Source organism: Verrucosispora sp. WMMA2121, from assembly GCF_027460185.1.
GTDB classification, from domain to species: domain Bacteria; phylum Actinomycetota; class Actinomycetes; order Mycobacteriales; family Micromonosporaceae; genus Micromonospora; species Micromonospora palythoicola.
Genome location: NZ_JAPZBH010000006.1, coordinates 2,501,262 through 2,520,479, shown reverse-complemented (window position 1 = coordinate 2,520,479; position 19,218 = coordinate 2,501,262). Strand labels below are relative to the sequence as shown.

Sequence of the window (19,218 nt, the reverse complement as noted above, 5' to 3'; positions counted from 1 at the left end):
CTACCGTTAATCGGCCATCGCGGGCCCCGATATTCCCGCCGTCCGAGCGGATGGTTCACTCAGTCGGTCCCGACGCGGGTCGAGTCGTATCGTGAGGAAGCGACGCATGGCAGAAATCACTGGGGATCAGCGCGTGCAGTCCGAGGTCCTGGAGGGCCTCGCCACGGCGGTCAATCACCGGCGCTGGTTCGTCGAGCTGGCCGTGCCCTACCTGGGCGACAACCCCATCGAGATCGGTAGCGGCCTCGGCGACTACGCCCTGGAGTGGAGCGAGAGCTTCCCCCGGTTCACCGCCACCGAGGCCGACCCGGACCGACTGGTCGCCCTCAAGGAGCGTCTCGCGGACCGGCCCTCGATCGAGGTTCGCCAGATGCTGCTGCCCAACTCGGAGCGGGGCGACTACAGCGCGGCGGTCTCCTACAACGTGCTTGAGCACATCGAGGACCACGTCGGCGCGCTGCGCTGCATGGGTCAGCTGGTCCGGCCCGGTGGCGCGGTGGTCATCATCGTGCCGGCCTTCCAGTTCGCGATGAGCCCGGCGGACATCGCCACCGGCCACGTCCGGCGGTACACGAAGAAGACGCTGGCCAGCGCGATGACCGAGGCCGGCCTACAGGTGGAGAAGATCCACTACGCGAACGCGCTCGGCCTGATCGGCTACTTCATGGCCACCAAGGTCTTCCGCCTGATGCCGAAGGAGGGCCCGATGGTGAAGGTCTACGACACCCTGGTCCTCCCCGCCACCAAGGCCGCCGAGCAGCTCGTCCGTCCCCCCTTCGGCCAATCCGTCTTCGCCGTGGCCCGCACCCCCGCCTAACCAGGCTGCCCGGGACCGACCCCGTCCCGTTGACCATGAGGTTGGCGGCACTTGCAGAGATCGAAGTCGCCGCCAACCTCATGATCGATCGAGGCTGGGTCGGGTCAGCCGGGGATCTGGTAGGTGGGGCGGATGGTGGCCCGGGCCAGGGTGTGGAAGGCGAGGTTGAAGCCGACGTAGGCGGGAGTCGCCTCGGGGGTGACGTCGAGGCGTTCGACGTCGAGGGCGTGCACCGCGAAGACGTACCGGTGCGGACGGTCGCCGGGCGGCGGCGCGGCACCGCCGAAACCGTGCTCCCCGTAGTCGTTGCGTACGGTGAACGCGCCCTTCAGATCCTTCTCGGCCGCGCCGCGCGGCAGTTCCGTCATGTCGGCCGGCAGGTTCACCAGCACCCAGTGCCAGAAGCCGCTGCCGGTCGGTGCGTCCGGGTCGAAACAGGTCACCACGAAACCCTTGGTCTCGGCCGGGAAGCCCGACCAGGCCAACTGCGGCGAGACATTGTCGCCGCCGGTGCTGCCGTGCGCGTGCGCGGCGTCCATCGGCTCACCGTTCTGCACATCGTCACTTGTCAGCGTGAAGGAGGCGACGGTCGGCAGCAGCTCGTACGGGTCCGGAGCGATGGGACGTTCCAGGGTCATCGACACAGGTCCTTCCGGTGGAAGTGGTGTTCTGCGCCCCTTTCATACCCTGTGCCGCGCTGACATTCGACAGAACCAGCCTCAAGTCCGCCGTAACCGAGAGCGCCTCACGGCGGTTGTCACCCTGCAACAACTAGCGAAGGAGTCTCTTGGCCGGAGTCTGGCGTGACTTCATCACCGCCGTCATCGATGCCGTGCGCCGACGTGACGAGGCTGCCCTCAACGACGAACGCCGCCGGGCACTGGACCGGCTCGCCGACGAGAAGATCCGCGAGGAACAGCGGAAGCGCCCTCCGGAGAGCACCTGAGGCGGGTGGCACTCGGTCGACCAGTCCTAGGGATGCGCGTCGGTGATCGTGATGACCTCGTCGAGGCGGTCCAGGGCGGCCCGCAGGTCGTCGACCTTGGCCTGGATGCGGTCGCGCTCGGCGCGCAGCATGGCTCGCTGCTCGGCGTCGGTGTGCCCGGAACTCCAGCAGGGCAGCAGTTCGGCGATCCGTTGACTGGTCAGGCCGGCGGCGTACATCTGCTGGAAGAAGCGCACCAGGGTGACCGCGTCCTGCCGGTAGAGACGCTGCCCGGACGGGCTGCGCTCCGCGGTGAGCAGCCCCTGCTGCTCGTAGTAGCGCACGGCGCGTACCGAGACGCCGGCCTCCCGCGCCACCTCGCCGATCCGGATCAGTCGCTCCTCGGTGGTCAATGGTGACTCCTCTCACGCCGGCACCGACGTCCAAAGCTTGCCTCTGACGTCAGCGTCAGGTTTTAGCGTAGCCGGCATGGATATCAACAACTCGGTTGCCCTGGTCACCGGAGCCAATCGCGGCCTGGGCCACGCTTTCGCCAGGCGCCTGCTCGAACGGGGCGCCCGCAAGGTCTACGCGACAGCCCGCCGGCCCGAGACCATCGATCTGCCCGGGGTCGAGGTGCTGCCGCTCGACATCGCCGACGCCGCCTCCGTACGCGCCGCCACCGAAGCCGCCTCGGACGTCTCGCTGCTCGTCAACAATGCCGGAATCCAGACCGGCACCGACCTGGTGACCGGCTCGCTGGCCGCGGTCCGGCACGAACTGGAGACCAACGTGTTCGGTCATCTGGGGATGATCCGGGAGTTCGCCCCGACGCTGGCCAGCAACGGCGGGGGCGCGATCGTGAACGTCCTCTCCGCCATGTCGTGGTTCGGGGTCCGGGGCGCCAACGCCTATCACCTGACCAAGGCCGCCGCGTGGGCCATGACCAACGGAGTCCGGCTGGAACTCGCCGAGCAGGGCACTCTCGTGACGGCGGTGCACCTCGGCCTGGCCGACACCGACATGTCCGCAGGCTGGCCGGTGGACAAGATCGCACCGTCGGACCTGGCGGACGCGGCGCTCGACGGAGTCGAGGCAGGCTCCGCCGAGGTCCTCGCGGACCAGTGGAGCCGGGACGTCAAATCCCGGCTACCGCTCAAGCCGGAGGAGTTCAACGCCGCGATGGAGCGCGCCCTGGCGGCGCTGGCAGCAGCCTGAGCCGTCCTCGCCGAGCCGGGATCCCACTCGCGGGCCAGGTGAGCGGAGGGTGTGGGATTCGAACCCACGAAGACATCGCTGCCTTACCGGTTTTCAAGACCAGCGCCATCGGCCACTAGGCGAACCCTCCCGGACCACGCCGTGCGCGGCCGTGCCTAGTCTGCCACGCCGCGTACGTCGGCGAACGGTCGAGCTACCCGGTGCGCCGTGAGCACTGACGTTGCGTGGTCGCTCGGGGCGCGACGTGGAGCCGGCCCGGGATCGGGTAAGACTGGGCCATGCGAGCGATCACCATTGCCGAGCCTGGCGGACCCGACGTACTCACCTGGAGCGAGGTGCCGGACCCGCGGCCGGGTCCGGGCGAGGTGGTCGTGGACGTACGGGCGACCGCGGTGAATCGGGCCGACCTGTTGCAGCGGCAGGGGCACTATCCGCCGCCGGCGGGCGCGCCCGCGTACCCCGGGTTGGAGTGCTCGGGGGTGGTGAGCGCGACCGGTCCCGGGGTGGCCGGTGTGCGGGTGGGTGACCAGGTCTGCGCGCTGCTGGCCGGCGGCGGGTACGCCGAACGGGTGGCGGTGCCGGCCGGACAGTTGCTGCCGCTGCCGGCCGGCGTCGACCTGGTCGACGCCGCCGCGTTGCCGGAGGTGGCCTGCACGGTCTGGTCGAACGTGGTGCGGGTGGCCCGCCTGACGGCGGGAGAGACGCTGCTGGTGCACGGCGGCGGCAGCGGCATCGGCACGTTCGCGATCCAGCTCGGTGCCGCGCTCGGCGCGACGGTGGTGGCGACCGCGCGGGCCAGCAAGCACGAGCGGCTGCGTGCGCTGGGGGCCGACCTGCTTGTCGACTACCGGGAGCAGGACTTCGTCGAGGAGGTCCGGCGGGTCACCGACGGCCGGGGCGCGGATGTCGTCCTGGACATCATGGGCGCGTCGTACCTGGGTCGGAACGTCGCCGCCCTGGCCGCCGACGGACGGCTGGTGGTGATCGGCATGCAGGGCGGTCGCAAGGGTGAGTTGGATCTGGGTGCGCTGTTGGCCAAGCGCGGCACCGTCGCGGCCACCGCGCTGCGTTCCCGGCCACTTGAGCAGAAGGCCGCGATCGTACGCGGGGTGCGCGAGCAGGTCTGGCCGCTGGTCGAGGCGGGCCGGGTGCGACCGGTGATCGACCGGCGACTGCCGATCACCGAGGCGGCGCAGGCGCATCGACTCGTCGAGTCCAACGAGCACGTCGGCAAGGTCCTGCTCACCGTCGGCTGAGCCGGATCACGTGCCGGCAGCCGGGCAGCGGTCGGGAAACTAACCGGGTAGCACGAGCCGGGCCCCCGGGCCGTCGCCGGCCAGGTTGTCCTCGGGGTTGTAGAGGGTGCAGCGCCGCAGCGAGAGACAGCCACAGCCGATGCAGGCGTCCAGGTCGTCGCGGAGCCGGCTCATCAGCCGGATCTTCTCGTCGAGCCTGGCCCGCCAGGCGGTGGAGAGCTTGGCCCAGTCCTCGGCGGTGGGCGTACGGGCGGCGGGCAGCGAGTCGAGCGCGGCACGGATCTCCTCAAGCGAGATGCCGACCTGCTGGGCGATCCGGATGAACGCCACCCGGCGCAGCTCACCACGGTGGTAGCGGCGCTGGTTGCCGCTGGTCCGTTCGGCCCGGATGAGCCCCAGCCGCTCGTAGTAGCGCAGCGCGGACTGCGCCACCCCACTGCGGGCGGAGAGTTGGCCAATGGTCAATGCTTCCTGCATCACGTCGCCTTGAGTTGAACCCCGCTTCAACTTGCAGGCTATCCGTATGACCACATCCGCCACCACGGCCCGGGTCGCCGAGGCCGCCGCGCCGATCGACGGACGCGACCAGTTCGCCCCGCTGCTTGAGCGCGTTCGCGCCGGCCGGGAGTTCGGTGCGAACGTCCTGTCGACCCTCGACGTGCTCCAGGTGCTCTACGACCGGGTGCTACGGATCACCCCGGCGACCGTCGACGACCCTGACCGTGACCGCTTTCTGCTCTCCAAGGGCCACGCGGTGGCCGGCTACTACGCCCTGCTCGCCGCGAGGGGCTTCATTCCGCCGGACTGGCTCGACGACCAGGGCGGGCCGTCGAGTCGGCTCGGCGACCACCCGGACCGCACCCTGATCCCCGGCGTGGAGATCGGCTCCGGCTCGCTCGGGCACGGTCTGGGGCTGGGCGTCGGCACCGCACTCGGGCTACGCGCCCAGGGCCGGCTCGCCCCCCGGGTCTACGTGCTGCTCGGCGATGCCGAGCTGGACGAGGGCTCGAATCACGAGGCGATCGCGTACGCCGGAGCGGTCGGGCTGGGCAACCTGACCGCGATCGTGGTCGACAACTTCTCCGCCACCCACGGCTGGCCGGGCGGAGTGGCCACCCGGTTCACCGCCAACGGCTGGACCGCCGCGACAGTGGACGGGCGGGACCGGGACGCCCTCCACCCGGCACTGACCGGACACCACGGTCACCGGCCACATCTTGTCGTCGCGCTCGTCGGGGACGGTGAGTGATCGTGCGGGACACCTTCGTGGCCACCACGACCGAGTTCCTGGACGACCCTCGAACGGTCGTCGTGCTGGCCGACATCTCCGCCGCGGCGTTCGCTCCGGCCGCCGCCCGGCATCCCGACCGGGTGGTGAACGTCGGCATCCGGGAGCAGCTCATGGTGGGGGTGGCGGGCGGCCTGGCACTGACCGGGCTGCGCCCCATCGTGCACAGCTACGCACCGTTCCTCGTGGAGCGGGCGTACGAGCAGATCAAGCTGGATCTCGACCATCAGGGGGTCGGCGCGGTGCTGGTGAGCGTCGGGGCGTCGTACGACCGCGCGGCAGCCGGGCGCACCCATCTCAGCCCGGCGGACGTCGCCCTGATCGACACCCTGCACGACTGGACGGTGCACGTGCCCGGGCATCGGGACGAGGTACCCGGGCTGCTGCGCGCCGTGGTCTGCGGCCAGGGCTCGGCATACGTGCGGCTCTCCACGCAGAGCAACGCGCGGGCGTACCCGGAGGCGGGCGACCTGCGGGTGCTCCGGGACGCCGGGCCGGGGGCGGCGCTGCTGGTGGCGGTCGGTCCCACGGTGGACGCGGCCCTCGACGCGACCGCGGACCTGCCGGTGACCGTGGCGTACACCCACCGGCCCCGCCCGTTCGACACCGCCGGCCTACGGGCGCTCGTGGACAGTGCGGTGATCCTGGTCGAGCCGTACCTGGCGGGCACCTCGGCCCGGCTGGTCTCGGCCGCGCTGGCCGATCGACCGCACCGGCTGTCGGCGCTCGGGGTTCGTCGCGAGGAGTTACGGCGCTACGGTTCGGCGGCGGATCACGCCCGGTGGCACGGGCTCGACGCGGCCGGGCTGCGCCGCTCGATCACCGACTTCCTGTCACCGGCGTTGGTCTGAGCGCTGCTCGGTTCGCGGCATGTCGCGGTCTGCACCAGCGACGTACGGCCCGACCTGCCGCGACCGGCAGCCACCTCGTGGCGCGGCCGGCAGGACGGTCAGCGGGGTGTGGTGCCGGGATTGCGACGGGTGCGCTCGCGGCCGAGGATCCAGAGCGCCTCGACACCGTCCCGCCAGGTGATCTTCTTGCCTTCCTCGCGTCCCCGGGCCCGGTAGCTGATCGGCACCTCGTACGGTCGGATGCGGCGCCGCAGCAGCTTGCCGGTCACCTCGGCTTCCATGCCGAACCCTCGGGAACGCACGTCCAGCGAGCGGTAGAGCGCGACCGGCATCAGCTTGAAGCAGGTCTCCAGGTCGCCGATGTAGGAGTTGAACAGCACGTTCGCCGCCATGGTGACGCCCTTGTTGCCCATCACGTACCAGAAGCTGTAGGCGCTGTGGCTGCCGAAGGTGCGGTTGCCGTAGACCACCGTCGCCCGGCCGTCCAGCACCGGGGCCAGCAGCTTGGGGATGTCCTGTGGGTCGTACTCGAGGTCGGCGTCGAGGATGACCATGTACTCGCCGTCGGCGTTGGCCACCGCCGTGCGGATGGCCGCGCCCTTGCCCGCGTTGCGCTGGTGGGTGATGACCCGCAGCCGGGCGTCGTCGGCACGCCCGAGGATCTCCCCGGTGCCGTCGCGGCTGCCGTCGTCGACCACCAGCAGCTCGATCTCGCACGGATACTCCACCGCCAGCGCCTGCTTGAGGGCATCCGCGATGCGTTCTTCCTCGTTGTAGACCGGCATGAGGATCGACAGCTTCACGGGAATCTCCACGAGGGCGGGCAATGTGTCGGCCATAGCCTAGCCCGGCAGGTCAGCCAGGTGGCGACGACCACCGACGGCGATCCACGCTCGGGCGTCCAGGCTGATGGTGTTTACTTCCGGCCATGTCGGCCGCCGGCTTCCCGTTCGTCCTGGTTCCCGTCGCCGCGCTCGTTCTACTCGGCGTGGCCCTACGGCCACGGAAGGTGGGCGTCGTGGCATCCCGACGGCTCGCGGTGCTCCGGGCGACCCTTGTCGTCGGCACCTTCGCGGTGGCGACCGTCGAGGTACTCGGTGCGTTGCGGCTGCTCACCGCGCCCGCCTTCGCCCTGACGTGGCTGAGCTTCCTCGTCGTGACGGCGTTGGCGGCGGTGTGGCGACGGCGGGTCGACAACCGCAGCCGCGAGCGGGACGCGGCCGGGCTCCCGGGCACCGTGACCGTCGGTGGTGGCACGCCACCGTCGCTGGCGGGCGTTGCCCGATCCGGTGCGGCGGGGCCGTCGGCGGGTGCCGGCGAGGCGTCGGGGGCCACGGCGACGGTCGGTACGGTCACCGTGGGTCCGGACCGTCCGGCGCCGGCCGATCCGGACACCAGGCCGGGTGCCGCCACGACCGGCGGCTGGCGCAGCGCCGCCGGCGATCTCTGGCGTACGGCCAGCCGTGGCGAACGACTGCTCGCCGGTACGGTCGCCGGGCTGCTCCTGGTCGAACTGCTGATCGCCCTGCTGGCCGCGCCGAACAACTACGACTCGCAGACGTACCACCTGCCCAAGGTGGAACGGTGGGTGGCCCAGGGCGACCTGACGTTCTGGGCGACCGCGGTCCACCGGCAGGTCACCATTCCACCGGGCGCCGAGTACCTGCTGCTGCACCTGCGGCTGCTCACCGGCGGTGACGCGCTGCATCACCTGGTGCAGTGGGCCGCCGGCCTGGTCTGCCTGCTCGCGGCCGCCCGGGTGACCGCGCAGCTCGGTGGCGGTCGGCGGGCGCAGTTGCTCACCGTGTTCGTGCTGGCCACCACGCCGATGGTCACCCTGCAGGCGACCAGCACCCAGACCGACCTGGTCTGCGCCGCCTGGGTGCTCTGCGCCGGCACCCTCGCCCTGGACGGGCTGCGTCGACGGGCGCACCTGGGTGACCTGCTCGCGCTCGGCGCGGCCACCGGGCTGACCGCGGTCACCAAGACCAGCGGACTGCTCGCGGTCGGGCCGCTGCTGGTGCTCTGGGGAGTGGGCCAGCTACGCCTGGCGTACCTCGACGGGTCGACCACGCACCGCCGGGCCCCGGTCGCCGGGATCACCCGTACCGTCGGTGCCTCGGTGCTGATCCTGCTGGTCGCCGCCGCGGTGGTCGGCCCCTTCCTGGGCCGGGTGTACGTCGAGTTCGGCCACCCGTTGGGACCGGAGCGGCTGCGCGAGTCGGTGCCGATGGAACGCCACGACCCACCATCGGTCCTGGTGAACGCGCTCCGGATCGGACACACCGCGCTGGACACTCCGCTGGCGCCGCTGCGCGAGGTGTCCGCCGAGGCGATCATCGGGCTGGCCGGGCTGATCGGGGTCGACCCGCAGGACCGCGCGATCACGTTCGGCCGGGAGATCTTCCCGGTCGCGTCCTGGTATCCGGACGAGGACCGGGTGGCCTTCCCGCTGGCCGGTGCGCTGGCGCTGATCGGCGCGCTGGCGGCGCTGCGCGGCCCGACCCGGGTCAGTCCGGGCGCGGCGGGGGCGCTGCGCGGGTACGCCCTGGTGGTGGTCGTCGCCGTGGTGCTGCACACCGCGATGATCAAGTGGCAACCGTGGGGGAACCGGCTGATCCTCTACGCCCTGGCGGCATCGGTGCCGCTGGCCGGTCTCTGGCTCGACGCCCTCTTCCGCCGCTCGGGTCGGGTCGCGTCCGGCGTCCGGGGCGGTGATCCGGCGGGCACCGGCGGTCGGCGACCCCTCGCCGCCGGGCTCGCGGTGACGGTGCTGGCCACCTGCGCACTGGCCGGGGTGTTGGCGGTGTCGTACGGCTTTCCGCGCCGACTGGTCGGCGCGGGTTCGGTCTTCACCACCTCCGACTGGGAGAGCCGGTTCATCCGGCGTCCGCAGTGGGCGGCGGAGTACCGGTGGGCGGCCGACGCGGTCCGGGGCGCCGGCGCGCGCCGGATCGGGCTGTCCCAGCGCAACGACGACTGGGAGTACCCCTGGTGGCTGCTGCTCCGCGACGCGGACGGCACCCCGCCCGAGCTGCTGGCGCTCCAGTCGGTGCTCGACGATCGGCCACCGGCCGATCCGGCCTCGGTCGACGCGATCCTCTGTGTCGGCAGCCGGAAACTCTGCGCCGACCTGGTGCCCGCCGGTTGGCGGCTGGAGTTCCGCAGCTACGTCGGCTACGCCCTGCCGGAGCAGCGGTGACCGGTCGGCGCGGCACGTCGAGCGGTCCGGGCCGGTAAAGGACCATTGGCCCGGTTCGCCGCAGCACGCAAGTATTCCGAGACGTATTCACATACCTGCATCGCACGCGTTACCGTCCGGTAACCCGATCGACGTCCCGCGATCGGACCGAAAGGAGTGCGTCGATGTCTGGTACCCACGCCAGGCGTGAACGGACACCTCGACGGCGTCTTGCCGAGGTCGCCGTCCTCGCCACCGCTCTCGTCCTGCCGATGCTGGCCACGGCCTCACCCGCCGCCGCGGCCGACCGTCCCGCCGTCCAGCCGCTCCCCGCCCACCTCGAAACCATCCGCGCCGCCGAGGCCACCGCGCTCTACGGCGACCCCGGTATCCGGCCGATCGACCAGCGCCGCACCGCACTGATCACCATGGGTGACAGCCAGATCTCCGGGGAGGGGGTCGGCAACTACGTGCCCGGCACCCACCAGCCGGGCAACTGGTGCGACCGCTCGTACGACCAGGCGGTCTTCCGCACCGGTATCGCCGCCGACGAGCGCTACAACATCGCCTGCTCCGGCGCCACCCCGTGGAACCTGATCGCCGGTGGTCCGACCCAGCACAACGAGCTGAACCAGGGCGACCACCTGGCGATCAAGGCGCGCAACACGCACATCAAGCTGATCTGGGTGGTGGCCGGCGCCAACGGCGACGGCACGATCCAGTTCGGCCCGGTCGCCACCGACTGCGCGCTCCGCCGCGTCCTCTTCCAGGGGCCCTGCTGGCCCACCTACACCGACCAGTGGACGGTACGCACCGACGGCAGCCGTCGGGCCGTCGAGGAGGCACTCACCGACATCCGCCGGACCATGACGAACGCCGGCTATCTCAGCTCCGACTACGAGCTGGTGTTCATGTCGTACTCCAGCCCGGGCAGTCCGGACGTCGAGGACAACCCGAACTTCCCCGGCTGGTACTCCGGCGGCTGCCTGCTGTACCTCGCCGACGCCGCGTTCGCCCGGAACAAGGCGGTGCCGCTGTTCGAGTCGGCGCTGCGGGCGGCGGCGGCCAACACCGGCACCCGCTACCTCGACGCCAGCCGCCTCTTCCACGGCCACGAGGTCTGCACCGACAACACCTCGGTACGCGGGCTCTACATCGAGGTGGGGATCTGGGACGAGAACGCGGCCCGCCAGTCGTTCCACCCGAACTACCGGGGACACGGCATGTTCGCCCAGTGCATCACCCAGTTCTACGCCTCCGGCCAGCAGCAGGGCACCTGCGTCGACCCGGCCAGCACCGGCGACGGTCAGCTCTACGCCGGCCTGATGGAGTTCCGGCAGCTGCGCAACGCCGCCACCGGCACCTGCGTGGACGGCAAGGGCTACAACTCACGCAACGGCACGGCGCAGCAGTCGTACCGCTGCCATGGCGGACGTAACCAGGGCTTCTGGTACGACCCGACCCGGCAGTCGCTGCACTCCGAACTCTCCCACGACCGCTGCCTGGACGTCGCCGGTGGATCGCTGAGTTCGGGCACGGCGGTGAACGTCTACGACTGCCACGGCGGCACCAACCAGCGGTTCACCATCTCCGGCAACCAGATCCGCGCCGCCGGTGCCACCAACCTCTGTCTGGCCTTCGACAACCCGCTGTTCGGTACGCCCCGACTGCGGCTGGCCACCTGCTCCAGCAGTTCGCGGCAGCAGTGGTCGTTCGAGTCGCGGTCGTTCGCCCAGCCCGTCGGGTACGGGCGGGACGACTTCATCGGCTCCCGGGTCTACTGAGGCCGGGAGCAGGCGGGCCCGCCGGGCCCGGCACCGGGTGGTCTGGTTCGATCACCGCGCCGGGCCCGGCGGGCCCACTGTCACTTCTGCTCGAACGGTACGACTATCAGACGGGCCTGCGCCTGCTCGCCGGACACGGTGCCGGCCACGCCCAGCCTGGTGCCGACCTTGATGTCCGTGGCGGCGATCGACTTGCGCCGTTCGATCACCCGCAGGTCGTCGGTGAAGGTCCAGGTTCTGGTGAAGCCGTCGGTCGACTTGACCGTGATCTTGTCGTCGGTCAGGGCGGTCACCTCGCCGCGCTGCACCGAGACGGTCTTGGTGCCGCCGTCCTTGGTCTGCACCACGACGTCGCCGTGCAACGTGTTCTTGCGCAGCAGCACCCGGGCCGCCCGGCGCTTGCGCCACTCCTCGACCCGCTCCTTGCGCTTGTCGGCCGCGCTCGGGGTCGGCTCCACCGGCGCGGCCGTGCCCGGGTCGGCGTCCAGTTCCTCGGGGTCGAGACCGAGCGCGGCCAGTGCCTGGCCCTCCGCGCCCAGCGCGGCGACCACCTCGACGGCGCTGTCCTGCAGCGTGTCCCGCTCGGCCCGGCCCACCCCGCAGCCGGCGGCGGCCAACGCGACCGTCACCAGTAGCGCGCCGGTGGCGGTGAAGGATCCCCTGCGTGCCATTCCTCGTCCTCTCGTCGGTGCTGGTCCGTCGGATCTCGTGGCGCCGCGTCAGGGCCGGCGCGGATCCGTCCCCTCAGCGTGGACCGACCGGATGAGCCGACCGTCAGGCCGACGTTCGGGTCAGGTAAGGAATCCCGGCAGCCGGATGGTGAACGCGGCACCGCCCTCGGCAGCGTGCCCGGCGCTTGTCTGACCGCCGAGCCGGCGGACCAGGCCGGCGGCGAGCGCGAGGCCGAGCCCGCTGCCGACCTTCCGTAGCCCCCGGTAGCGTTGGTGCAGCGCCCCACGCTCGAAGGCCACTGTCAGGTCGTCGTCGGTCAACCCGGGTCCACCGTCGCGGACCTCGACCACTCCGCCGGCGCTCGGATCGGCACCGGCCGGCCGGACCGCCAGCACCACCGGCGCACCCGGCGGCACCACCCGCAGCGCGTTCTCCAGCAGCCCGTCGATCACCTGCCGGATCCGCCCCGGGTCGGTGTACACCGGCACCGGCTGCCCCGGCAGTTCGGTGCGGAACGTCACCCCGACCGAGGAGCAGCGGTCCGCCCAGGTCCGGCCGGCGTCGGCCGCCAGAGCGACCAGGTCCACCGGCACCGGTTCGAGGGGAAAGTCGACCGCCTCCAGGCGGGCCAGGGCGAGCAGGTCGGTGACCAGGCGGTCCAGGCGCTCCGCCTCGTCGAGCATGGTCCGACCGGTCTCGGCCGCCGCCGACGGTTCGACCACCCCGTCGGCCAACGCCTCGGCGTAGCCACGGATCGCGGTGAGCGGGGTACGCAGTTCGTGCGAGACGGAGAGCAGGAACTCCCGCTGTCGTCCCTCGCTGGTGGCCAGTGCGGCGGCCAGCCCGTTCAGCGCGTACGCCAGGTCGGCCACCTCGGCCGGCGACTCGACCGGCACCCGGACGGTGCGGTCGCCGGCTCGCAGCCGGGCCGCGACGAGGGCCGCCCGGCGGATCGGCCGGGCCAGCCGACGGGCGAGCAGCGAACCGGCCACGGCACCCGCGACCATCCCCGCCAGCAGCGGAAGCCAGAGGCCGCGCAGCACCTCACGCCACACCCCGGCGCCGAGTGGACGGGTCAGCACCACGCCGTCGCCGCGGGGCAGTGCCCGGCCTTCGACCAGCGCCCGTTTCCCGTCGACCAACCGCCGACCGGAGACATTCCGCCCGTTGGACACCCGGCTCACCACCTGGGGAGGCAGGCCGGCACGGTCCACCTCACCGCCGGAGATCAGGAAGATGGTGGTGCCCTGGTTTCCGAGTTGGCGGATCAACCGCTCGCCGGCCAGTTCCCGGACCCGGCCGGGGCGCGCCCGCAGCAGCTCAGCGGCGACCTGTGCCTGTGCGGCGAGCGCCTGCCGGTCCCGCCGTTCGGCGGCGCGGACCGCCACCGGCACCGCGACCATCGCGGTGACCAGCACCGACACCAGGGCCACCGCGCAGGTCACCAACACCGCGCGAGCGGTGAGCGTACGGCCGGGACGATCAGCCATCGGCGGCGTATCCGACTCCGCGATGGGTCCGGATCACGCTGGCCCCGCCGAGCTTCGCCCGCACCTGCGCCACATGCACGTCGACGGTACGGGTGCCGGCGTGTGCCGCGTACCCCCACACGGCGGCCAGCAGTTCCTCCCGCGAGAAGACCCGACCGGGCCGACTCATCAGGTGGGCCAGCAGGTCGAACTCGGTGGAGGTCAGCTGCACCGGCACGCCGTCGGCGGTGACCGACCTGCGGTCGGGGTCGACGGTGACCGTGCCGAGCACGACGGGCTGCCCGGCACCACCCGGCGGACCGGCGGCGCGGCGCAGCACCGCCCGCAGCCGGGCGACGAGTTCCCGGGGGCTGAACGGCTTGGTGAGGTAGTCGTCGGCCCCCAGTTCCAGGCCGACGACGCGGTCCACCTCGTCGTCGCGGGCGGTGAGGAAGATGACCGGGGTCCAGTCGCCGGCCTCGCGTAGCCGGCGGCAGATCTCGGTGCCGGTCAGACCCGGCAGGGCGATGTCGAGCACGCAGGCCACCGGACGCAGCCGGCGAGCCGCCGAGAGACCGGCGCTGCCGTCCCGTTCGACGTGGACGCCGAAGCCGTCCCGGCTGAGGTAGAGCCGGACCAGGTCGGCGATGCTCGGTTCGTCCTCCACCACGAGGACGAGCCCGCGTTGCGGGTTCTCGGCGGTCACTGGGCCATGATTGCCGATCGACGGGATCCGGCAGCGTCAGGCCGTGTTCGGATTCGGTAAGAAGACCCGCTCAGCGTGCCACGACGGGCTGGAAGGTGACCGGCCGAGCGGTGGCGGGCTCGGCGACGGTGGTCACGACCCGTGGCTGTGCGCTGCGGACGCGGGTCCGGAACGCGTGATCGAGCAAGGCGTCCAGCTGCCACACCTGCTTCGGGCGCTGGGTGCGGATCAGGAACCGCTCGCGGATGCCGTCGATCGCGGTGGCGGCCAGTTCGACGCAGTGCAGCCGCGGGTCGGGACTCCAGGTGACGTGGCTCAGCTCGCGGAGCTCCGTGTTGAGGTGCAGGCGGAGCCGGTGCAGCACCCGCGTCTGCCGGGTGACCACCAGCCGTCGATGGGTGAGCAGCAGCAGATACTCCCCGTGGACCGGCCGGTCGGGCCGGCTGCACCGGGTGACCAGGACGGTGGCGTCGCCGGAACCCACGCAGCGACGGAACACCGGCATGTGCCGACTGGCGGTCTGCACCGCCAGGCCGGCCTCGGCGGCGGCCGGAAGGAACGTTCGGGAGAAGACGTCCATGACCTGCCCAACGACCCGGTCCCCGCGGTGACGCGGCCCTCAACCTGCTTTCTGCAATTTCCACCCCACCCTCGGACCCACCCGGACCCACCGCGTTGATCAAGAAGTTCTGGTCGCCGATCGCGCTCAGCCCGACCAAAACTTCTTGATCAACGTGGCGGGACGTGGGTGGTGGGGTGGGGTGGGTGGTTAGAGGAGTTCGAGGATGGTGGCGTTGGCCATGCCGCCGCCTTCGCACATGGTCTGCAGGCCGTAGCGGATGTTGTTGTCGCGCATGTGGGCGAGCATCGTGGTCATGATCCGGGCACCGGAGCCGCCGAGCGGATGCCCGAGGGCGATCGCACCGCCGCGCGGGTTGAGCCGCTCCGGGTCCGCCTCGGTCTCCGCCAACCAGGCCAGCGGTACCGGGGCGAACGCCTCGTTCACCTCGTACACCCCGATCTCCTCGATGCCCAGCCCCGCGCGTCGTAGCGCCTTCGCGGTCGCCGGGATCGGCGCGGTGAGCATGGCGACCGGGTCGTCGGCCGCGACCACGGCGGTGTGTACGCGGGCCAGCGGGCGCAGCCCGTGCCGGCTGGCCCACTCGCTCGTGGTGACCGCGAGCGCGGCGGCACCGTCGGAGATCTGCGAGGCCGAGCCGGCGGTGACCACACCGTCGGGGCGGAACGGAGTGGGCAGCTCGCCCAGCTTCGCCAGCGAGGTGTCGCGCCGGATGCCCTCGTCCACCGCGAACTTGCCGCCGTCCGCCAGCGCCACCGGGGCCAGCTCGGCCTCGAACGCTCCCGCGTCCTGCGCGGCGGCGGCCTTCTCGTGGCTGGTCAGCGCGAACTCGTCGAGCTGGGACCGGGACAGGCGCCAGCGCTGCGCGATCAGCTCCGCTCCCACGCCCTGGTTGAAGGGCAGCGGGGAGTCCTCGGCGACTCCCTCGACCCCCCGGTAGCGGTTCAGGATCTGCTCGCTGAACGGCATCCCACCGGCGACGCTGGAGCCCATCGGCACCCGGGTCATCGACTCGACCCCGCCGGCGACGACCAGATCCGCCTGGCCGGAGAGCACGGTGGCCGCGGCGAAGTGCAGGGCCTGCTGGCTGGAACCGCACTGCCGGTCAACCGTGGTACCCGGCACCGACTCCGGCCAGCCGGCGGCCAGTACGGCGTTGCGGGCGACGTTCCACGACTGCTCCCCGACCTGCGACACACAGCCCCAGACCACGTCGTCCACCTGGGCCGGATCGATCCCGGTGCGTTCGGCCAGGGCGCGCAGCACGTGTGCGGACAGATCCACCGGGTGCACCGTGGCCAGGCTGCCCTTGCGCCGCCCGACCGGGGTGCGCACCGCACCGACGATGACCGCGTCACTCATGTCTACTCCCCGGTAACTTGGGCTGCCCCCGATCCTACGCCCCACCCGGGCCGCCCTATCCGACCCGCCCTCGGGCGCGGCCCCGGGGCGGATGTCGGTTCCCGGCGGCGCTGGCATGCTGGTGCCGTGGCGGACGACACGATCGCACAGCAGTGGCGGGTGCCACCCGCCCTACCCGTCCTCAAGCTGGTTGCGGCGGTTGTCGTGCTCACCCTGGGGCTGCTGCTCGCCGCGGGTGACCCGCTCCGGCCGGTGCTCGGCGGGTTGGCCGCGACGGTCCTCGTCGGCTGGGGCCTGCGGGATCTGCTCGCACCGGTACGGCTGGCGGTGGACGCGACCGGCGTCACCGTGCCGGCCGGAATGCTGAGCCGGCGGCACCTGCCCTGGCCGACGGTGGCGACCATCGAGGTGCACCGTCGGTCCGGGCGGGGACTCGCCGGACCGACCTTGGAGATCGACACGGGCGACTCGCTGCATTTGTTCAGCCGGCTCGATCTCGGAACCGATCCGGCCGAGGTCGCCGACGCGTTGCGAGCCGCCCGGGCGGCGGGTCCCGGCGGCACCGGTTGATCCGCTCCGGCGCACCCGGGCCGGCGGTGCGGACCAGTCCCGCCGGCACGGCGCCGGCAGCGGTCAGCCCAGTAGCGCGGCGGTGCGGACCAGGGCCAGCCCGAGCAGCACCACGAGGATGATCGCGCCACCGCCGACCTGCACGAGCGTCCGGCGCGAGCGCGGCGCGTAGGCCAGTACCAGGGCCATCAGCGCGCCGAACACCAGGCCGCCCAGGTGACCGGCGATCGAGATCTGCGGCACGGTGAAGGTGAAGATCAGGTTGATCACCAGGATGGGGACGATGGCCGAGGTGTCCCGCCCGAGTCGCCGCATGATCACGAATATCGCCGCGAACAGGCCGAAGATGGCGGTCGACGCTCCCGCAGACATCTGGTTGGGCGCGCTGAACACGTAGACCGCGACGTTGCCGCCGAAGCCGGCGATGAAGTAGAGGGCGGCGAAGCGCAGCGGCCCGAGCACCGCCTCCAGCGAACGACCGAGCACCCAGAGCGCCCACATGTTCAGCAGCAGGTGCACCACGCCGTAGTGCAGGAACATCGCGGTGACCAGGCGGTACCACTGGCCCTCGGCGACGCCGCCGACGGTGCCGTCGAGAAACATCGCCCGACCCAGCACCGCGCCCCACTCGGTCAACGGGGTGCCGCCGCCCATCAACCCGCCGAAGCCGTTGCCGCCGGCCGCCGCGTCGCCGCCCCGGTCCGAGGCGATCGACACCAGCATCACCAGCAGGTTGAGGGCGATCAGGGTCTTGGTCACGTAACCCTGCCGACCGACGACCCCGCCACCGAAGGCGGTGCGCGCCGGCCGCACGCTACGGCGTCCCTCCGACACGCACTCCGGGCACTGGAAGCCGACCGACGCCTCGTTCATGCAGTCGGGGCAGATCGACCGGTCGCAGCGGGTGCAGCGGACGTACGTCTCCCGGCCCGGGTGGCGATAGCAGGCCGGCGTGGTCGGCGGGGACTCGCTCATCGCTGGCCCCAGACACCCGAGCGCTCAGTCATGCGAGCAAAGGTACCCCGAGCCACCGCTCAGGCGGGTAGGCGTGTGCCCCGTCCAGCTCGCCCGCGCCCGGCCCGCCGCGCCCAGCCTCGGCCGGCGGGCCGGGTCCAGCGCGGGTCAGGCCGAGCGCTCGATCTCGATGCGCTCGATGACGACGTCCTGGAGCGGCCGGTCGCTGGGGCCGGTCGGGGTGTTGGCGATCGCCTCGACGATCTTCGCGGACTGCTCGTCGGCCACCTGTCCGAAGATGGTGTGCCGGTTGTTCAGGTGCGGCGTCGGCGAGACGGTGATGAAGAACTGCGAACCGTTGGTGCCAGGCCCGGCGTTCGCCATCGCCAGCAGGTACGGCCGGTCGAACCGCAGCTCGGGGTGGAACTCGTCGGCGAAGGTGTAGCCCGGCCCGCCACGCCCGGTGCCGGTCGGGTCGCCCATCTGAATCATGAACCCGCTGATCACGCGGTGCGAGATGGTGCCGTCGTAGTACGGACCGTTGCCCGGCTGCCCGGTCCGCGGGTCGGTGTACTCACGCGTGCCCTCGGCCAGCTCGACGAAGTTGCGAACGGTCTTCGGCGCGTGGTTGGCGAAGAGTTCCAGCCGGATCGGGCCGGCGTTGGTGTGCACGGTGGCGTAGACAGCCTCGGCCACGGGTACTCCTTACTTGTTGGTCAGTTCCATGCGGATCCTCCCATGTGCCCGATCTGGACATGCGGAGGCATCCGAAGGTGGAGGATGAGACAGAGCAACTCCCAGGAGGTGGGACCGTGTTTGGAAACTGGCGGCGCAAGAGCCAGGCGCAGTTGGCCCGGACCGAACTGAACCGCGGCATCGGTCACCTGCGGCAGGCCGCCACGCATGCCGCGAGAGGCGCCGGCGACACGGTCGGCCCTCGGTTCCAGGCAGCTCGCGGTGCGGTGGCACCGACCGCCGTCGTCGTCCGGGACCGGGCATCGAGCGGCCTCGCGTCGACGGCCGCGGCTCTCGCGCCGCTCGCGCTGGCCGTGCGTCACGCGCAGTCCGACGCGGCCGATCGGGCCGTCAAGGGAAAGAAGGCAGCCCTCGCCAAGCAGGCCTCGGTCACCAGGAAGGCGAAGAAGATGAAGGCGAAGAAGAAGTCCCGCCGGAGCGGGACCATGATCGGCTTGTTGGCCGCCGGCACGGTGGCCGGTCTCGCCGGTGCGATGGCCCTGCGTCGGCACCGTGAGCAGCAGGAGTGGGCCGAGTACGACGCGGGTGCCGCGCTTGAGCCGATGCACGAGGAGGTGGAGACCATCGAGGTGCGTACGGCCGGTCCGGCCGGTGCCGGCAAGGTCTCGACCGGCGCGGGCAGCTCGGCGGTGGCCGCCAGCGACAGCGCCACCACCGCTACCACCCCGTCCGGCGTCGCCACCTCCGGAAAGGTCCCCTCGACCGCCGAGGGTGCCCGCACCACCACCGGCCGCCCCGCCGACGACCTCAGCAAGGCCACCAACCACAAGTCCAACACCCGCGCCTGACCCCTCCCGCCCCGACGGGGTTGATCATGAAGTTGTTGCCG

Annotated in this window: 20 protein-coding genes, 1 tRNA gene and 1 pseudogene; 10 read left to right on the top strand and 12 right to left on the bottom strand. The window is 71.7% G+C overall.

From position 1 onward, the window contains the following. Positions 1-106 precede the first annotated feature (106 nt). The gene (locus tag O7605_RS20490) at positions 107-817 is read left to right on the top strand and encodes a class I SAM-dependent methyltransferase (protein ID WP_269740655.1); all 711 of its coding nucleotides are present in this window, start codon (positions 107-109) and stop codon (positions 815-817) included. Between the two features lie 104 nt (positions 818-921). Here O7605_RS20490 and O7605_RS20485 read toward each other — a convergent pair whose 3' ends face one another. Continuing rightward, positions 922-1,455 (bottom strand): YbhB/YbcL family Raf kinase inhibitor-like protein, encoded by a 534-nt coding sequence (locus O7605_RS20485; protein ID WP_269740654.1) that lies wholly within the window; start codon positions 1,453-1,455, stop codon positions 922-924. Positions 1,456-1,604: 149 nt separating this feature from the next. Here O7605_RS20485 and O7605_RS20480 point away from each other — a divergent pair, with 149 nt between their 5' ends. After that, on the top strand, positions 1,605-1,763 hold the full coding sequence (locus tag O7605_RS20480) for a hypothetical protein (protein ID WP_269740653.1): 159 nt from the start codon (positions 1,605-1,607) through the stop codon (positions 1,761-1,763). Positions 1,764-1,789: 26 nt separating this feature from the next. Here the strand turns inward: O7605_RS20480 and O7605_RS20475 are convergent, their stop codons facing one another. After that, on the bottom strand, positions 1,790-2,155 hold the full coding sequence (locus O7605_RS20475; RefSeq protein ID WP_269740652.1) for a MerR family transcriptional regulator: 366 nt from the start codon (positions 2,153-2,155) through the stop codon (positions 1,790-1,792). A 76-nt stretch (positions 2,156-2,231) separates the two neighbouring features. On the opposite strand from O7605_RS20475, the gene O7605_RS20470 reads away from it, so the two are divergent. Next, complete coding sequence (locus O7605_RS20470) at positions 2,232-2,960, top strand: SDR family oxidoreductase (RefSeq protein WP_269740651.1); 729 nt, start codon at positions 2,232-2,234, stop codon at positions 2,958-2,960. A 43-nt stretch (positions 2,961-3,003) separates the two neighbouring features. On the opposite strand, the gene O7605_RS20465 is transcribed toward O7605_RS20470, so the two are convergent. Next, positions 3,004-3,090: transfer RNA gene (locus tag O7605_RS20465), tRNA-Ser, on the bottom strand. Positions 3,091-3,238: 148 nt separating this feature from the next. Here O7605_RS20465 and O7605_RS20460 point away from each other — a divergent pair. After that, on the top strand, positions 3,239-4,216 hold the full coding sequence (locus tag O7605_RS20460; RefSeq protein WP_269740650.1) for an NAD(P)H-quinone oxidoreductase: 978 nt from the start codon (positions 3,239-3,241) through the stop codon (positions 4,214-4,216). Positions 4,217-4,255: 39 nt separating this feature from the next. Here the strand turns inward: O7605_RS20460 and soxR are convergent, their stop codons facing one another. Next, a complete protein-coding gene (soxR, locus tag O7605_RS20455; RefSeq protein ID WP_269740649.1) occupies positions 4,256-4,693 on the bottom strand; it encodes a redox-sensitive transcriptional activator SoxR in 438 nt (145 codons plus the stop codon). Between the two features lie 46 nt (positions 4,694-4,739). On the opposite strand from soxR, the gene O7605_RS20450 reads away from it, so the two are divergent. Further along, positions 4,740-5,465 (top strand): transketolase, encoded by a 726-nt coding sequence (locus tag O7605_RS20450; protein WP_269740648.1) that lies wholly within the window; start codon positions 4,740-4,742, stop codon positions 5,463-5,465. 2 nt (positions 5,466-5,467) lie between these two features. Next, positions 5,468-6,355 carry a transketolase family protein gene (locus O7605_RS20445; RefSeq protein ID WP_269740647.1) on the top strand — a complete coding sequence of 296 codons (888 nt, stop codon included), beginning with the start codon at positions 5,468-5,470 and terminating at the stop codon, positions 6,353-6,355. Positions 6,356-6,453: 98 nt separating this feature from the next. Here O7605_RS20445 and O7605_RS20440 read toward each other — a convergent pair whose 3' ends face one another. Further along, a complete protein-coding gene (locus O7605_RS20440; RefSeq protein WP_269740646.1) occupies positions 6,454-7,158 on the bottom strand; it encodes a glycosyltransferase family 2 protein in 705 nt (234 codons plus the stop codon). A 215-nt stretch (positions 7,159-7,373) separates the two neighbouring features. On the opposite strand from O7605_RS20440, the gene O7605_RS20435 reads away from it, so the two are divergent. Together O7605_RS20435 and O7605_RS20430 are read left to right on the top strand one after the other, a co-directional pair. Continuing rightward, the gene (locus tag O7605_RS20435) at positions 7,374-9,557 is read left to right on the top strand and encodes a hypothetical protein (RefSeq protein ID WP_269740645.1); all 2,184 of its coding nucleotides are present in this window, start codon (positions 7,374-7,376) and stop codon (positions 9,555-9,557) included. 164 nt (positions 9,558-9,721) lie between these two features. Further along, on the top strand, positions 9,722-11,320 hold the full coding sequence (locus O7605_RS20430; protein WP_269740644.1) for a ricin-type beta-trefoil lectin domain protein: 1,599 nt from the start codon (positions 9,722-9,724) through the stop codon (positions 11,318-11,320). A gap of 80 nt (positions 11,321-11,400) precedes the next feature. Here the strand turns inward: O7605_RS20430 and O7605_RS20425 are convergent, their stop codons facing one another. From O7605_RS20425 to O7605_RS20405, 5 genes and pseudogenes are all read right to left on the bottom strand, one after another. Further along, the gene (locus O7605_RS20425) at positions 11,401-11,991 is read right to left on the bottom strand and encodes a hypothetical protein (RefSeq protein WP_269740643.1); all 591 of its coding nucleotides are present in this window, start codon (positions 11,989-11,991) and stop codon (positions 11,401-11,403) included. A gap of 103 nt (positions 11,992-12,094) precedes the next feature. Next, a pseudogene (locus tag O7605_RS20420) lies at positions 12,095-13,473 on the bottom strand (sensor histidine kinase); the annotation flags it as partial. Position 13,474: 1 nt separating this feature from the next. Further along, a complete protein-coding gene (locus tag O7605_RS20415) occupies positions 13,475-14,167 on the bottom strand; it encodes a response regulator transcription factor (RefSeq protein ID WP_269740642.1) in 693 nt (230 codons plus the stop codon). 70 nt (positions 14,168-14,237) lie between these two features. Then, on the bottom strand, positions 14,238-14,747 hold the full coding sequence (locus O7605_RS20410) for a hypothetical protein (protein ID WP_269740641.1): 510 nt from the start codon (positions 14,745-14,747) through the stop codon (positions 14,238-14,240). A 189-nt stretch (positions 14,748-14,936) separates the two neighbouring features. Further along, positions 14,937-16,109, bottom strand: coding sequence for a thiolase family protein (locus O7605_RS20405; RefSeq protein ID WP_269740640.1), 1,173 nt, complete (start codon positions 16,107-16,109; stop codon positions 14,937-14,939). Between the two features lie 126 nt (positions 16,110-16,235). Here O7605_RS20405 and O7605_RS20400 point away from each other — a divergent pair, with 126 nt between their 5' ends. Beyond that, on the top strand, positions 16,236-16,679 hold the full coding sequence (locus O7605_RS20400; RefSeq protein ID WP_269740639.1) for a PH domain-containing protein: 444 nt from the start codon (positions 16,236-16,238) through the stop codon (positions 16,677-16,679). A 63-nt stretch (positions 16,680-16,742) separates the two neighbouring features. Here the strand turns inward: O7605_RS20400 and O7605_RS20395 are convergent, their stop codons facing one another. Together O7605_RS20395 and O7605_RS20390 are read right to left on the bottom strand one after the other, a co-directional pair. After that, positions 16,743-17,654, bottom strand: a complete 912-nt coding sequence (locus O7605_RS20395; RefSeq protein WP_269740638.1) for a rhomboid family intramembrane serine protease — start codon at positions 17,652-17,654, stop codon at positions 16,743-16,745. A gap of 147 nt (positions 17,655-17,801) precedes the next feature. Then, positions 17,802-18,329, bottom strand: a complete 528-nt coding sequence (locus tag O7605_RS20390) for a peptidylprolyl isomerase (RefSeq protein WP_164448853.1) — start codon at positions 18,327-18,329, stop codon at positions 17,802-17,804. A 59-nt stretch (positions 18,330-18,388) separates the two neighbouring features. Between O7605_RS20390 and O7605_RS20385 the strand changes: the two genes are divergently transcribed. Then, on the top strand, positions 18,389-19,177 hold the full coding sequence (locus O7605_RS20385) for a hypothetical protein (RefSeq protein ID WP_269740637.1): 789 nt from the start codon (positions 18,389-18,391) through the stop codon (positions 19,175-19,177). The last annotated feature ends 41 nt before the right edge of the window (positions 19,178-19,218 follow it).

Coding starts and splice junctions, on each gene's coding strand:
- O7605_RS20485 (WP_269740654.1), bottom strand. CDS start 1,455: ATGACCCTGGAACGTCCCATCGCTCCGGACCCGTACGAGCTGCTGCCG.
- O7605_RS20460 (WP_269740650.1), top strand. CDS start 3,239: ATGCGAGCGATCACCATTGCCGAGCCTGGCGGACCCGACGTACTCACC.
- O7605_RS20450 (WP_269740648.1), top strand. CDS start 4,740: ATGACCACATCCGCCACCACGGCCCGGGTCGCCGAGGCCGCCGCGCCG.
- O7605_RS20395 (WP_269740638.1), bottom strand. CDS start 17,654: ATGAGCGAGTCCCCGCCGACCACGCCGGCCTGCTATCGCCACCCGGGC.
- soxR (WP_269740649.1), bottom strand. CDS start 4,693: ATGCAGGAAGCATTGACCATTGGCCAACTCTCCGCCCGCAGTGGGGTG.
- O7605_RS20425 (WP_269740643.1), bottom strand. CDS start 11,991: ATGGCACGCAGGGGATCCTTCACCGCCACCGGCGCGCTACTGGTGACG.
- O7605_RS20470 (WP_269740651.1), top strand. CDS start 2,232: ATGGATATCAACAACTCGGTTGCCCTGGTCACCGGAGCCAATCGCGGC.
- O7605_RS20405 (WP_269740640.1), bottom strand. CDS start 16,109: ATGAGTGACGCGGTCATCGTCGGTGCGGTGCGCACCCCGGTCGGGCGG.
- O7605_RS20490 (WP_269740655.1), top strand. CDS start 107: ATGGCAGAAATCACTGGGGATCAGCGCGTGCAGTCCGAGGTCCTGGAG.
- O7605_RS20385 (WP_269740637.1), top strand. CDS start 18,389: ATGCGGAGGCATCCGAAGGTGGAGGATGAGACAGAGCAACTCCCAGGA.
- O7605_RS20430 (WP_269740644.1), top strand. CDS start 9,722: ATGTCTGGTACCCACGCCAGGCGTGAACGGACACCTCGACGGCGTCTT.
- O7605_RS20410 (WP_269740641.1), bottom strand. CDS start 14,747: ATGGACGTCTTCTCCCGAACGTTCCTTCCGGCCGCCGCCGAGGCCGGC.